The sequence below is a fragment of the Streptomyces brasiliensis genome, assembly GCF_014647875.1.
GTDB classification, from domain to species: Bacteria; Actinomycetota; Actinomycetes; order Streptomycetales; family Streptomycetaceae; genus Streptomyces; species Streptomyces brasiliensis.
The window spans coordinates 1-13,811 of the sequence record NZ_BMQA01000016.1; the positions used below are offsets into that span (position 1 = coordinate 1).

A 13,811-nucleotide genomic window follows, 5' to 3' on the forward strand; every position below is an offset into this window, starting at 1 on the left:
GGCGCAGCAACACCAGGGAAGGCCAGAATCCTCGGGCTTCAGCCCGAGGAGCAAGTCAAGTCCGTCTCAGTTGTGACCTTGCCGGCCGCCGCCGCTCACGCGGATGTGCCGCACGGACAGTTCTGCGACAACCACGACTTTGTATTCCACTGGTACTCGTCGCTCTATGAAGGCGACTATAACCGTCTGGGCGACGACACCATCCACGTGCGGCGCTGCGCCGACAGCAGTGGCAATTTGCTGTACAACACCGTCGACGTCAAATCGAACTACGTCCCCAAGGGCTGGATGGGGCACTTCGTGGGCCAGGCCACAGGCCGGGACGACATTGTGCAGCAGTCCTCGAACCCCACCGGAGTCAAGTACGACGGCACGATGGGGATCCAGGAGTGCGCGGCGATACCCCACGGACCGCTGTGTCAGAACTTCGACGCAAAGATCTCAATCATCGTCTCCGGGCCGAACATCAGCGTCACCTACTCCCCGCCGCCGACCGACTTCACCCAGCCCATAACCGTCGAACCGGACCCGTCCGACCGCCTGTACGACTCCTACTATCCGTTCCCGACGACCCCGCCACGCGACAATAGGCCGCCGCTCCCGTCCGACCCGCCCCCGCCCCCGCCGGCGAACACCGACCCGAGCATTCCGCTGCCCATCCCAGCACCGCCGGCCGATCCGGCCCCGCCGACGCAGCCGACGCAGCCGACGCAGCCGACGCAGCCGACGCAGCCGACTCCGCCGACGCAACCGACTCCGCCGCCGGCCAATCCGGCGCCTCCCGCCCCCTCGCCGACTCCCCCCGGTTCTGTGCCACCGGCGCCGCCCGAGCCGGGTGACCCGGGGCCCACCGTGTACCAGAAGCAGACCTGGGGCCACAACGTCAACATCCGGCGCTACGCGACCACTGACGCCCAGGTAGTCGACGTGCTCAAGCAGCCGTCGACGATCCACGTGCAGTGCCAGGTCCACGGGCAGCGTGTCATCTACGGCCAGTACGACAACGACGGCTGGTCATACCTCCCTGCCTATGGCGGGTGGATCAGCAACATCTTCATCACCGGAAACGGGATGGTGAAGCGCGTACCGGACTACGGTAGCACCAAGGCACCACGGGTGCGGGCGGATGTGCCGCGGGCAGCGGTCCCGCAGCCGGTGACACCGGCTCCAGAGGTGCTGAAGCCGGCACAGACGGTCCGTGACACCGTCCGTCGGCTCACAGAGACCCCGGTAAACCCGGCACCCGGCCCGTCTGCGCAGCCCTCGACGGAGCCCGCTCAGAAGCCACAACCGCCGGCCCCGTCACCGCAGCCCTCGACGGAGCCCACGCAGAAGCCGCAGCTGCCGCTCCTGGGCAGCGGGCCGCTCCTCTGACCCCGGCGTGGGACACGTCACAGAGCCAAGGCGATGAGTCGATCATCCGGCGCTGAGCGGCGACTGCCGTCAATCGCTACCGTCAACGCCCTCACGATCTAGGATCGTGAGGGCGTTGTCCCAGATAGTGCCAAGAGCCCCCTGTCGGATTCGAACCGACGACCTTCGCTTTACAAGAGCGGTGCTCTGACCAGCTGAGCTAAGGAGGCGTGCGCAGGCGCGCCTGAGCAGTGTACCCAGGTCCTGGGCGACCCCTGTCGAAAATTCCCGCGAAGCTCACAACCCCGGAGTGCTGACAGGCGGGGAAACGCCAGGTACTGTCCTGATCCAGTTCACTCGTGTGGACTACACCAACCACCTTCCTACAACGGATCGTCCGGCACGTTCCTGCCGGTAGAAGGGGGCCCATCACTATGGCCACTGTCTCGTTCGACAAGGCGACCCGGGTCTACCCGGGCTCCACGAAGCCCGCCGTCGACGCGCTCGACATCCAGATCGAGGACGGCGAGTTCCTCGTCCTGGTCGGCCCGTCGGGTTGCGGAAAGTCCACCTCGCTCCGGATGCTCGCGGGGCTCGAGGACGTCAACTCCGGCACCATCCACATCGGTGACCGTGACGTCACCCACCTGCCGCCCAAGGACCGGGACATCGCCATGGTGTTCCAGAACTACGCGCTCTACCCGCACATGACGGTCGCCGACAACATGGGCTTCGCGCTCAAGATCGCCGGCGTCAACAAGGCGGAGATCCGGCAGAAGGTCGAAGAGGCCGCGAAGATCCTCGACCTCACCGAGTACCTGGACCGCAAGCCGAAGGCCCTGTCCGGTGGTCAGCGCCAGCGTGTCGCCATGGGCCGCGCCATCGTGCGTGAGCCGCAGGTCTTCCTCATGGACGAGCCGCTGTCCAACCTGGACGCCAAGCTCCGTGTCTCCACCCGTACGCAGATCGCGTCGCTGCAGCGCCGTCTCGGCATCACCACCGTGTACGTCACCCACGACCAGGTCGAGGCCATGACGATGGGCGACCGTGTGGCGGTCCTGAAGGACGGCCTCCTCCAGCAGATCGACTCGCCGCGGAACATGTACGACCGCCCGGCCAACCTCTTCGTCGCCGGCTTCATCGGCTCCCCGGCCATGAACCTGGTCGAGGTCCCGATCACCGACGGCGGTGTGAAGTTCGGCAACAGCGTGGTCCCGGTCAACCGCGAGGCGCTCAAGGCCGCCACCGACAAGGGTGACAAGACCGTCACGGTCGGCGTCCGCCCGGAGCACTTCGACGTGGTCGAGCACAACGGCGGTGCCAGCTCCTCCCTGTCGAAGGACACCGAGGACGCCCCGGCCGGTCTGGCCGTCTCCGTCAACGTGGTGGAGGAGCTGGGCGCCGACGGGTACGTCTACGGCGCCGCCGAGGTCAGCGGTCAGACCAAGGACCTGGTCGTCCGTGTCAACGGCCGTCAGGTGCCGGAGAAGGGCGCTCAGCTGCACGTCGTGCCGCGACCGGGCGAGACCCACGTGTTCTCGACCTCCACGGGCGAGCGTCTCTCCGACTGACGCGACTGAAGCGACTGATCCACAGCGCGTGGAACAACCCGGGTAATTCACCCAGGCTGACGAAACGGGCCCCGCAGGCTGCTGCGGGGCCCGTTTCGTTGTCGACAAATACCTCGGCAAGTCGGGTCATTTCGAGCGCCGTACGTCAACGCCGTACCCAATAAATCGCGCTGTCTCATCCCTCGAAACGGTGACTAAATGTCGCCAAAACATTACCGGGCGCTACCCTCACTCGCGTGAAGCACTCCACCACCCAACAGACGCGACGCGGCCGCCGGGGCCCTGCCCGCCGGATCGGCCGCACCCTCGCCCTCGTCCTGCCCGTCGTCCTGGTGCTCTCCGGAACCCTCGCGGTCACCCGGGTCAACTGGTCGGGGAGCCCCGCGAACTCGGTGCTCGCCGCCTCGGACGTCTCCTCGGCGGCCGTCTCCTCACGGCCGGTCACCCGCACCCCGCAGGACGTGCTGCGCGACCAGTTGATGGCGGAGCTCCAGGAGAAGAACCCGGGCGTGGTCCTCACCCACCTCCAGCAGGCGGTCAACGGCCACCCGGTGCTCGCGAAGCACTGCGCCTCCATCGCCCGGTCCCTCGGCCGTGCCGCGGTCCGTCTGTACGGCGCCTCGCGCGCGCAGTCGTACGCCCGCCCCGTCTGCGACACCTCCTTCGCCTCGGGCGTCCTGGCCGGCCACAGCTGACCGTGAGGGGGCGCCACGTACAGTTCGGTCATGACCGATCCGAACGCCGCGTCGCGCCCCACTCAAGCCGTGGTCCTGGCCGGCGGCCAGGGCTCGCGGCTGCGCCCGTACACCGACGACCGTCCCAAGCCGATGGTCGAGATCCCCGGTACGGGCACCCCGATCATCGGCCACCAGCTGACGTGGCTCGCCGAGGAGGGCGTGACGGACGTGGTGGTCTCCTGCGGCCACCTCGCGGAGGTCCTGCAGAAGTGGCTGGAGACGGCCGACCTGCCGGTCCGTGTCACCACCGCGGTGGAGACGGAGCCCCTCGGCCGTGGTGGCGGCCTGAAGTACGCGGCCTCCCGCCTGCCCCGTCCGGACCGGCCCTGGTACGCCACCAACGGCGACATCTGGACACGCTTCTCGCTGCGCGACATGGCGGACTTCCACGCAGAGCGCGACGCGGTCGCCACCCTCGCTCTGGCGCGTCCGCGCCTTCCGTGGGGCGCTGTGCAGACGGACGGTTTCGGCCACGTCACCGACTTCATCGAGGCGCCGCCGTCGACCTTCGAGATCAACGCGGGTGTGTACGTCTTCTCGCCCGGGTTCGCCGACCTGCTTCCCGAGCGGGGCGACCACGAGCGGACCACGTTCCCGCACCTGGCGCGCGAGCGGCGGCTGGCCGGGTTCCCGATCCCGCAGGGGGCGTACTGGCGGGCCATCGACACTGCGAAGGACCTGACGGAGGCGGCCAAGGAGCTTGCGGCGCTGGGTCGTTAGACCGACGGAGGGCCGCCCGGGCCGGCCCGGGCGGCCCTCCGTCGTCCGGGACTTCAGACGGTGTGCAGGAGCGTTCCGACCGTCTTGCGGAGTGTCGTGTCCGGGTCCGGTACGGCCTCCGGGGAGCGCCAGGCGACGAAGCCGTCGGGGCGGATCAGGATCGCGCCGTCCCGGGTCGTGCCGTGGACCTCGGTCCAGTCGGCGGCGGTGTCGTCGGGCGTGAGGTCGGCGCCGATGCGGTGCGCGTCGAGCCGTACTCCCTGCGCTTCGGCGATGCGGAGGGCCGCCTCGTGCCAGTTCGTGGTGGTCCGGGCGTCGCTGAGCAGGACGAGGGAGCGTTCGTACAGGTCGAGGGTGGACAGGCGCTCGCTGCCGCGTCGTAGCCACATGTGGGGGGCCCGGGTGCCGGGGGCGCCGGTCAGCTTCAGGCCGTCGGGGATCACGGGCTGTTCCGCGTCGGTGCCGAGGACGGCGCCCTCGGTGTAGCGGTAGCCGAGGACGACGTTGAGGATGCCGCCGCGGCGGCCGCTGCCCACGCCGGGCGCCGGGGCGAAGCCGGGGTGGCTGTGCTCGACGGAGCGGGCCGAGGCGCGGGCGCTGGTGGCGAGGGCGACGGGGCGGCGCTCGGCGTGGTAGCTGTCGAGGAGCCCGGTGCCGGCCCGGCCGTCGAGGACGGCGGCCAGTTTCCAGGCGAGGTTGTGGGCGTCCTGGATGCCGGTGTTGGAGCCGAACGCGCCGGTGGGGGACATCTCGTGGGCGGAGTCGCCGACGAGGAAGACCCGGCCCCGGGAGTACTGGTCGGCGACGCGTTCGGCCGCGATCCAGGACGCCTTGCCGGTGACCTCCACGTCGAGGTCGGGGACGCCCACCGCGCGGCGGATGTGGCGCTGGAGGCGCTCCTCGGTGAACTCGTCCAGCGTCTCGCCGTTCTCGGGGTGCCAGGGGACGTGGAAGACCCAGTGTTCCTGGTTGTCGACCGGCAGCAGGGCGCCGTCGGCGTTCTCGTCGGTGAGGTAGCAGCAGATGAAGCGGCGGTCGCCGACGACGTCGGCGAGCAGCTTGGAGCGGAAGGTGACGCTGACGTTGGCGAAGAGTGCGCCGGGTCCGCTCTGGGTGATGCCGAGCCGGGTGCGGACCGGGCTGCGCGGGCCGTCGGCGGCGACGAGGTAGTCGGCCCGGACGGTGTAGTGCTTGTCGGCGCCGCGGTCCAGGACGAGCGCCCTCACCCCGTCGGCGTCCTGCTCGAAGGACTCGAGCTGGTGGGAGTAGCGCAGGTCCCCGCCGAGCCTGCGGGCGCCTTCGAGCAGGACGGGTTCGAGGTCGTTCTGGCTGCACAGGCACCAGCCCGTGGGGCTGAGCCGGGCGAGTCCGCCGCCCGGGTCGATGTGTTTGAAGAGCCATTCGCCGGCGTCGCCGACCAGGGTCGGGGCCTGCAGGATGCCGTGGTTGCCGGCGAGGAGTGAGGCGGCCTCCTTGATGTCCGGCTCGATGCCGGCCACCCGGAAGAGTTCCATCGTTCGGACGTTGTTGCCACGCCCGCGCGGGTGACGCGAGGTCCCGGAGTGCCGTTCGACCAGCAGGTGAGGTACGCCCAGCCGGCCGAGGAAGACGGAGGTGGACAGGCCCACCAGAGAGCCTCCCACGATGAGGACGGGAACCCGGTGGACGGCCTTTTGATGCATCGAAGCCTCCAGTGCAGGGGGTGCGTGTATGGGGGGCCTGTGACTTTCCTTGCCCTGTGCGGGCGGTCCCGCGGGCCCAATCACCCACGTGGTTCATACGAGTCGCGCACCGGTGGGGAGCGGCACAGGATCAAGGAACGCTGACGTCGCGTCACTCGCGGCCGGCGTCCGCCTCTGCCCCGCGAAGGAGATGTCCGCAGGATGACCACTACGTCTGAACGTGTTTCAGAAGCGCTGACCCGACAGGTGTCGAAAGTCTCCCAGTCCGTGTTCGACGGCTCGAGCCTCCGGGTCGTGCTGCTGGTCGACGTGTACGAGGGAGCCCAGCAGCAGTTCCTGGAGGCGTACGAGCAACTGGGCAGCCAGGTTGCATCGGTTCCGGGTCATGTCAGCGATCAACTCTGCCAGTCCATCGAGAATCCATCCCAATGGCTCATCACGAGCGAGTGGGAGAGCGCGCCGCCGTTCCTCGCCTGGGTGAACAGCGAGGAGCACGTGCGGATGGTGCAGCCGCTGCACAGCTGCGTCCGGGACACCCGGTCGCTGCGCTTCCACATCGTCCGGGAGACCGGCAGCGGGGTCGCCGACTCGTCGAAGCGCCGGCTGCAGACGTCGCCGCGGATCGGTGACGGTGTCATCCGGCACGCGCTGACGTTCACGGTCAAGCCGGGCAGTGAGCAGCAGGTCGCGAAGATCCTCGAGGACTACTCGTCGCCCCAGGCGCAGGTCGACGACACCACCCGGCTGTGCCGGACGTCGCTGTTCATGCACGGCAACCGGGTCGTACGGGCCATCGAGGTGCGCGGCGACCTGCTCGCGGCGCTGCGCCACGTGGCCCGGCAGCCGGAGATCCGCGCGGTCGAGGAGGCCGTCAACCCGTATCTGGAGGAGGACCGGGACCTCAACGACCCGGAGTCGGCGCGGGTGTTCTTCACCCGGGCGGCACTGCCGGCCGTGCACCACATGACGGTGCACGAGCTGCCGGAGGGCGAGCGGTACGCGCAGTACTACCCGGCCAAGCCGGGGCAGGGGATGCGGCTGGCCGAGCTGCTCGCCCAGCACGACGAGGCGGCGTTGGAGGACCCGGCCGGTCCGGTCCTGCGCAGCACGGTCTTCCAGCGGGACGACGTGGTCGTACGGCTGGTGGACATGCGCGAGGGGCACGCCGCGGAGGTTCTGCCGCAGTCCGGCTCGGCGGCGGAGCTGAAGTCGCTCCTGTACGGGGGCGCCGTGCGCATGGAGCTCATCACCGACCGTCGATCGCCCGACGCCTGAGCGGGCTTCGGCGGCTCTGTCCATCGCCTGGACGCAGCACACCAACGGAGGAACGTCGTGATCAAACCCCGTCCGAGAATCGTCGACCTGAGCGAGGTCGAGCCCAACGTCAGGCGCGGCGGCGATCTGCGCGCCATGCTCACCCCGGCCACGGTGGGCTCCACCAGCGGTTTCATGGGCGTGGCCATCGTGCAGCCCGGTGACCGCATCGGTGAGCACTACCACCCGTACTCCGAGGAGTTCGTGTACGTCGTCTGCGGCCGGCTCGAGGTTGACCTGGACGGCGAGGCGCATCCGCTGCGGCCGGAGCAGGGTCTGATGATCCCGTCTTACGTCCGCCACCGTTTCCGCAACGTGGGTGACGAGGAGGCGCGGATCGTCTTCCACCTGGGTCCGCTGGCCCCGCGGCCGCAGCTGGGGCACGTGGACACGGAGGAGACGGAGGTCATCGGCGCCGCCGCCGTCGTCACGGAGCCGGCCGAGGCCGCCGAGCGAAGCCGGGTCTCTTCATGACCCGGCGGGTGGCGGTCACCGGCATAGGCATCGTCGCGCCGGGCGGCATCGGCGCGCGGGCGTTCTGGGACCTGCTCTCGAGCGGTCGTACGGCGACGAGAGGCATCACGCTCTTCGATCCGGTCGGGCTCAGGTCGCGGATCGCGGCGGAGTGCGACTTCGATCCGGCGGCGTACGGGCTGGACGCGGAGCAGGTCGAACGGGCGGACCGGTACATCCAGTTCGCCCTGGTCGCCGGGGACGAGGCGGTCCGGGACTCGGGGCTGGACCTGGCCGCCGAGAATTCCTGGCGGGTCGGGGTGTCGCTGGGCAGCGCGGTGGGCGGCACCACCCGGCTCGAGCACGACTACGTCCTGGTCAGCCATGGAGGTCAGCGCTGGGACGTGGACCACGAGCGGGCGGACACCCAGCTGCATCGGGCGTTCTCGCCGAGCACGCTCGCCTCCGCGATGGCGGAACGTTTCGGCGCGCAGGGCCCGGTGCAGACCGTCTCCACCGGCTGCACCTCCGGGCTCGACGCGGTCGGCTACGCCTTCCACACCGTCGAGGAGGGCCGGGCCGACATCTGCATAGCCGGGGCCTCGGACTCGCCGATCTCCCCGATCACCATGGCGTGCTTCGACGCGATCAAGGCCACGTCCCCCAACAACGACGATCCCGCGCACGCCTCCCGGCCCTTCGACAACAACCGTGACGGGTTCGTCATGGGCGAGGGTGGCGCGGTGCTCGTCCTGGAGGAGCTCGAGCACGCGCGAGCCCGAGGCGCTCACGTCTACTGCGAACTCAGCGGCTACGCCACCTACGGCAACGCCTACCACATGACCGGCCTGACCAGTGAGGGCCTTGAGATGGCCCGGGCGATCGAGGTCGCGCTGGACCACTCCCGGCTCGACCCGACGGCCATCGACTACGTCAACGCCCACGGTTCCGGCACACGGCAGAACGACCGACACGAGACGGCCGCCGTGAAGCGGGCCCTCGGACAGCACGCCTACGACACGCCCATGAGCTCCATCAAGTCCATGGTGGGGCACTCGCTCGGCGCGATCGGCGCGATCGAGGTCGTGGCCTGCGTGCTGGCTCTGGCCGAGCAGGCCGTACCGCCGACCGCCAACTACGAGATCCCCGACCCCGAGTGCGACCTGGACTACGTCCCGCGCGTCGCCCGCGAGCGCAGGCTGAACAGCGTGCTCTCCGTGGGCAGCGGGTTCGGCGGGTTCCAGTCCGCGGTGATCCTGACCCGTTCCAGGGAGTAGGGAGAGGACACGATGAGCGCAGCCCACGAACGGCGCGCGGCCATCACCGGCATCGGTGTGGTCGCGCCCAACGGAACCAGCACGGACACCTTCTGGAAGGCCACCCAGGAGGGGCTCAGCGCCCTCGACCGGATCACCCGCGAGGGTTGTGAGCACCTGCCGCTGAAGGTGGCGGGCGAGGTCCGCGACTTCGAGCCGGCCGCGGTGATCGAGGAGCGCTTCCTCGTCCAGACCGACCGGTTCACGCACTACGCGATGGCCGCGGCCGACCTCGCGCTGGACGACGCCCGGCTGGGCAAGGCCGACAGCGAGACCGCTCCGTACTCGATCGGCGTGGTCACCGCCGCCGGGTCCGGCGGCGGTGAGTTCGGGCAGCGTGAACTGCAGCGGCTGTGGGGCAAGGGCAGCCGCTTCGTCGGCCCGTACCAGTCCATCGCCTGGTTCTACGCCGCCTCCACCGGCCAGATCTCCATCCGCCGCGGCTTCAAGGGGCCGTGCTCGGTGGTCGCCGCCGACGAGGCCGGCGGTCTGGACGCCCTCGCCCATGCGGCGCGGGCGGTCAAGCGCGGCACCGACGCGATCGTGGCCGGGTCGACGGAGGCGCCGCTGGCTCCGTACTCGATGGTCTGCCAGCTCGGCTACGAGGAGCTGAGCACAGTCGCCGAACCGGACCGCGCCTACCGCCCGTTCACCGACGCGGCCTGCGGGTTCGTGCCGGCGGAGGGCGGCGCCATGGTCGTCGTCGAGGCGGACGACGCGGCCCGGGCGCGCGGCGCGGAGGTGCGCGGCTTCGTCGCCGGGCACGCGGCGACGTTCACCGGCGCCTCGCGCTGGGCCGAGTCCCGCGAGGGCCTCGCCCAGGCGGTCCGCGCCGCCCTGGACGACGCCGGCTGTGCCCCCGAGGAAGTCGACGTGGTCTTCGCCGACGCCCTCGGGGTGCCGGAGGCGGACCGCGCCGAGGCGCTCGCCATCGCCGACGTGCTGGGCGCGCACGGCAGGCGGGTGCCCGTCACCGCGCCGAAGACCGGCACCGGCCGGGGCTACTGCGCCGCGCCCGTCCTGGACACCGCGGCGGCGGTGCTCGCGATGGAGCACGGCCTGATCCCACCCACCCCCAACGTCCACGACACCGTCCACGACCTCGATCTGGTGACCGGCCGGGCCCGCCCCGCCGAGCTGCGCACGGCGCTGGTCCTCAGCAGGGGGCTCATGGGGTCGAACTCGGCGCTGGTGCTGCGGCACGCCGCCACCGACCGAGCCTGACGAACCCGTCGCCCCACCGAAGGCCGTGCGCCCACACACACCGCCCGAGCAACCGTCCTGAGCAAAAGAGAGGAAGCCATATGTCTCCGATCACCGTGGAAGAGCTGGCCGGGCTCATGAAGCAGGCCGCCGGGGTCAGCGTCGCCCCGCAGGATCTGCAGCAGCAGTACGACTCCGGTTTCGACGCCCTCGGCATCGACTCGCTGGGTCTGCTCGGCATCGTCGGCGAACTGGAGAACCGGCACGGCACGTCGATGCCGCCGGACGCGGAGCGCTGCAAGACGCCCCGGCAGTTCCTCGACCTCGTCAACAGCACCCTGATGGCAGGAGCCTGAGATGGCCGGACACACGCAGAACGAGATCACCGTCGGCGCGCCGCTCGACCTCGTCTGGGACATGACCAACGACCTGGAGAACTGGCCGCAGCTGTTCAGCGAGTACGCCTCCGTCGAGGTCCTCTCCCGCGAGGGCCGGAAGACGAGGTTCCGGCTGACCATGCACCCCGACGAGAACGGCACCGTCTGGAGCTGGGTCTCCGAGCGGGAGCCGGACCGTGAGGCGCTCGTCGTCACGGCGCGCCGCGTCGAGACCGGCCCCTTCGCCTACATGAACATCCGGTGGGACTACGAGGAGGTGCCCGCCGGCACCCGGATGGTGTGGACGCAGGACTTCCAGATGAAGCCGGACGCCCCGGTCGACGACGACTGGATGACCGACAACATCAACAAGAACTCCAAGGTCCAGATGTCCCTCATCCGGGACAAGATCGAGAAGGCCGCCGCCGGACGCCGGTCCGCGGCCGCCCTGGCCGACTGAGCGGGACGGAGACCCCACGGATGCACCAGGCCCTGATCGTCGCCCGCATGGCCCCGGGTTCGGCCCCGGACATCGCCAAGATCTTCGAGGAGTCGGACCGCGGTGAGCTGCCGCACCTCGTCGGGGTCGTGCGGCGCAGCCTCTTCCAGTTCGGCGATGTGTACATGCACCTCGTCGAGTCGGAGCGCGAACCCGGACCGGCCATCGCCAAGGTCACCGACCACCCCGAGTTCCGCGGCATCAGCGAGCGTCTGTCGGCGTACGTCAGCGCGTACGACCCCGAGACCTGGCGTTCCCCGAAGGACGCGATGGCGAAACGCTTCTACCTCTGGGAGCGCGGCTGACGCGTCGTAGCCCCCCACCGCCACCGGCCGCCTGCCCGCAACGCTGCGGGCAGGCGGCCGGTGGCCTGTGCGGGTGCGTCCGGGTCAGCCCGGGACGTGGCAGTCGAACGCGTGCAGATACGGGTTGACGGGCGCGATGCCGTCGATGGACAGGCCCGCCGCGGTGAGCCTGCCGGTCATGCTGTCGGTGGTGTGCTTGGCGCCGCCGACGTTGAGGAGCAGCAGCAGGTCCATGGCCGTGCTGAAGCGCATCGAGGGGGTGTCGTCGACGAGGTTCTCGATGACGACGACCCGCGCGCCGGGACCGCCGGCCTCGATGACGTTGCGCAGCAGTTGCGCGGTGGACTCGTCGTCCCACTCGAGGATGTTCTTGATGACGTAGACGTCGGCCTTGACCGGCACGGACACCCGGGCGTCGCCGGGCACGATCCGGGCGCGGCCGGCGAGGTCGCCGCCGGGCCGCAGCCTGGGTACGGCGTTCTCCACGACGCGGGGCAGATCGAGCAGACTGCCGTGCATCGACGGGTACTTGTCGAGCAGGCTCGCCACCACGTGCCCCTGACCGCCGCCGATGTCCGCGACGGACGCGGCGCCGGACAGGTCGAGCAGGGCCGCCACGTCCCGCGCCGACTGCTCGCTGGACGTGGTCATCGCCCGGTTGAAGACGTCGGCCGACTCGGGGGCGTCCTCGTTGAGGTAGGTGAAGAACTCCTTGCCGTACAGGTCCTGTACGACGTTCCTGCCGGTGCGCACGGCCTCGTCCAGCTTGGGCCAGGCGTCCCAGGTCCAGGGCTCGGTGCACCACAGGGAGATGTAGCGCAGGCTGTGGGGGTCGTCCTCGCGCAGCAGCCGGGACATGTCGGTGTGCGCGATCGTGCCGTCGGGCCGCTCGGTGAAGACGCCGTAGCAGGACAGGGCCCGCAGCAGTCGGCGCAGCGGCTTCGGCTCGGTCTTCACCGCGGCCGCGAGGTCCTCCACGGTCGTGGGGGCCTCGCCGAGGGCGTCGGCGACGCCGAGCCGGGCTGCCGCGCGGACGGCGGCGGCACAGGCCGCGCCGAACACGAGCTCTCTCAGCCGCATGGACGGTGGCGGTGCGGAGGGTGCGGTCGTCGTCATGTGCCGCCTTCTTTCCTGATCTTTCCTGGGGAGGAGGGACCGTCAGCACATTCCGGACGGCTTGGAGACCCGGCACGAGTTGTGAGTGAAGACGTTGCCGTTGCCGTTGCTCTTGGTGGTCTCGGTGTTGACCAGGTCGGCCGGGGAGTTGTTCTTCAGCGTGTTGTAGCTGATCCGGTTCCGGGTGTTGGCGGTGCCCACCATGCTCTTGAACAGGACGACGCCGCCCGCGAACGGCGACTTGCCCGCGTTGCCCGTGATCAGGTTCCGGGTCACCAGGGTGTCCTCGGCGCCGGTCAGGACGATGCCGGCGCCCTGCAGGACGGGCAGCCGGTCGGTCTTGGGGCACGACTTGTTGTTCTTCGTGACGCGGTTGCCCCGCACGGTCAGGGCGCCGGCCCGCGGCTTGTTCTCGTCGCCGACCACGAAGACGCCCGCGCAGTTGCCGGTCGCGTAGTTGTCCGCGACGGTGAGGTTGCGCACCCGCCGGGCGGTCACGCCGATCCGGTTGTTCTCCAGCCAGTTGCCTCGGATCACCGCGCCCCTGGTGTCCAGGGCGCCGGCCTCCTCCGTGATGGTGTTGGCGAGGAACAGGCCCGCAGCGCCGTTCTCCCGGGCGTAGTTGCCCTGGAACACGCCGCGGACGGAGCGCTCCTGGGCGATGCCCCACGCCCCGTTCTTCGCGGCGTTCACACCGCGCACGACCATCTTGTCGGTGGCCATGCCGAACACGCCGGCCTGGGCGAAGCCGGTCACGGTCAGGTCGGCGACGGTGACGCCCTCGACGTCCCGCTTCTTCGTGCCGATCACGCAGATGCCGTTGCCGGCCTCGGCACAGCTCTTGGGAACCTTCTTGGCGGCGCCCTCCTTGGTGGCGCCCTTCTTGCCGGCGGCCTTCTTGGCGGCCGGCTGGATCACGGTCCGCGGCCCCATGCCGCGCAGGGTCACCCAGGGCGTGGAGACCGTGACGCTCTGACGGTAGGTGCCCGGGCTCACCACGACGGTGTCTCCGGGCCGGGCGGCATCGACCGCCTTCTGGATCGATTCTCCGGGGTGGACCACCAGGGTCGTGCGGGCGGCGGTCGCCGGGGCGGCGCCGAGCCCCGTACCGATGAGCACGGCAGTGCACGCCAGGTACGCGATATGGTATTTCTTCATATCACGT

13 protein-coding genes, 1 tRNA gene and 1 pseudogene are annotated in these 13,811 nt (G+C 70.0%); 11 read left to right on the forward strand and 4 right to left on the reverse strand.

Annotated elements, in window-relative coordinates:
* Positions 1 to 1,374, forward strand: a pseudogene (locus IEZ19_RS23555) (hypothetical protein); the annotation flags it as partial.
* A gap of 135 nt (positions 1,375 to 1,509) precedes the next feature.
* On the opposite strand, the gene IEZ19_RS23560 reads toward IEZ19_RS23555, so the two are convergent.
* Positions 1,510 to 1,583, reverse strand: a tRNA-Thr gene (locus IEZ19_RS23560).
* Between the two features lie 204 nt (positions 1,584 to 1,787).
* On the opposite strand from IEZ19_RS23560, the gene IEZ19_RS23565 reads away from it, so the two are divergent.
* From IEZ19_RS23565 to IEZ19_RS23575, 3 genes are all read left to right on the forward strand, one after another.
* Entirely contained in the window at positions 1,788 to 2,924 is a 1,137-nt protein-coding gene (locus IEZ19_RS23565; protein WP_189313265.1) for an ABC transporter ATP-binding protein, read from the forward strand.
* A gap of 236 nt (positions 2,925 to 3,160) precedes the next feature.
* A complete protein-coding gene (locus tag IEZ19_RS23570; RefSeq protein ID WP_189313266.1) occupies positions 3,161 to 3,619 on the forward strand; it encodes a hypothetical protein in 459 nt (152 codons plus the stop codon).
* A gap of 30 nt (positions 3,620 to 3,649) precedes the next feature.
* Entirely contained in the window at positions 3,650 to 4,381 is a 732-nt protein-coding gene (locus IEZ19_RS23575; protein WP_189313267.1) for a nucleotidyltransferase family protein, read from the forward strand.
* 53 nt (positions 4,382 to 4,434) lie between these two features.
* On the opposite strand, the gene IEZ19_RS23580 is transcribed toward IEZ19_RS23575, so the two are convergent.
* Positions 4,435 to 6,063, reverse strand: a complete 1,629-nt coding sequence (locus IEZ19_RS23580) for an FAD-dependent oxidoreductase (RefSeq protein ID WP_189313268.1) — start codon at positions 6,061 to 6,063, stop codon at positions 4,435 to 4,437.
* A 201-nt stretch (positions 6,064 to 6,264) separates the two neighbouring features.
* Here IEZ19_RS23580 and IEZ19_RS23585 point away from each other — a divergent pair, with 201 nt between their 5' ends.
* From IEZ19_RS23585 to IEZ19_RS23615, 7 genes are all read left to right on the forward strand, one after another.
* Positions 6,265 to 7,338, forward strand: a complete 1,074-nt coding sequence (locus tag IEZ19_RS23585) for a SchA/CurD-like domain-containing protein (protein ID WP_189313269.1) — start codon at positions 6,265 to 6,267, stop codon at positions 7,336 to 7,338.
* A 57-nt stretch (positions 7,339 to 7,395) separates the two neighbouring features.
* Positions 7,396 to 7,851 (forward strand): cupin domain-containing protein, encoded by a 456-nt coding sequence (locus IEZ19_RS23590; RefSeq protein ID WP_189313270.1) that lies wholly within the window; start codon positions 7,396 to 7,398, stop codon positions 7,849 to 7,851.
* Entirely contained in the window at positions 7,848 to 9,107 is a 1,260-nt protein-coding gene (locus IEZ19_RS23595) for a beta-ketoacyl-[acyl-carrier-protein] synthase family protein (protein ID WP_189313271.1), read from the forward strand. The genes IEZ19_RS23590 and IEZ19_RS23595 overlap by 4 nt, the downstream gene beginning before the upstream one ends.
* Before the next feature lie 12 nt (positions 9,108 to 9,119).
* Complete coding sequence (locus tag IEZ19_RS23600) at positions 9,120 to 10,370, forward strand: ketosynthase chain-length factor (RefSeq protein ID WP_189313272.1); 1,251 nt, start codon at positions 9,120 to 9,122, stop codon at positions 10,368 to 10,370.
* Positions 10,371 to 10,450: 80 nt separating this feature from the next.
* Entirely contained in the window at positions 10,451 to 10,705 is a 255-nt protein-coding gene (locus IEZ19_RS23605; RefSeq protein ID WP_189313273.1) for an acyl carrier protein, read from the forward strand.
* A gap of 1 nt (position 10,706) precedes the next feature.
* Positions 10,707 to 11,186, forward strand: a complete 480-nt coding sequence (locus IEZ19_RS23610; RefSeq protein ID WP_189313274.1) for an SRPBCC family protein — start codon at positions 10,707 to 10,709, stop codon at positions 11,184 to 11,186.
* 20 nt (positions 11,187 to 11,206) lie between these two features.
* Positions 11,207 to 11,530 carry a TcmI family type II polyketide cyclase gene (locus IEZ19_RS23615; RefSeq protein ID WP_189313275.1) on the forward strand — a complete coding sequence of 108 codons (324 nt, stop codon included), beginning with the start codon at positions 11,207 to 11,209 and terminating at the stop codon, positions 11,528 to 11,530.
* 84 nt (positions 11,531 to 11,614) lie between these two features.
* On the opposite strand, the gene IEZ19_RS23620 is transcribed toward IEZ19_RS23615, so the two are convergent.
* Both IEZ19_RS23620 and IEZ19_RS23625 read right to left on the reverse strand, forming a co-directional pair.
* Positions 11,615 to 12,610 carry a methyltransferase gene (locus IEZ19_RS23620; RefSeq protein WP_189313412.1) on the reverse strand — a complete coding sequence of 332 codons (996 nt, stop codon included), beginning with the start codon at positions 12,608 to 12,610 and terminating at the stop codon, positions 11,615 to 11,617.
* Between the two features lie 78 nt (positions 12,611 to 12,688).
* Entirely contained in the window at positions 12,689 to 13,804 is a 1,116-nt protein-coding gene (locus IEZ19_RS23625) for a right-handed parallel beta-helix repeat-containing protein (protein WP_189313276.1), read from the reverse strand.
* Between the last annotated feature and the right edge of the window lie 7 nt (positions 13,805 to 13,811).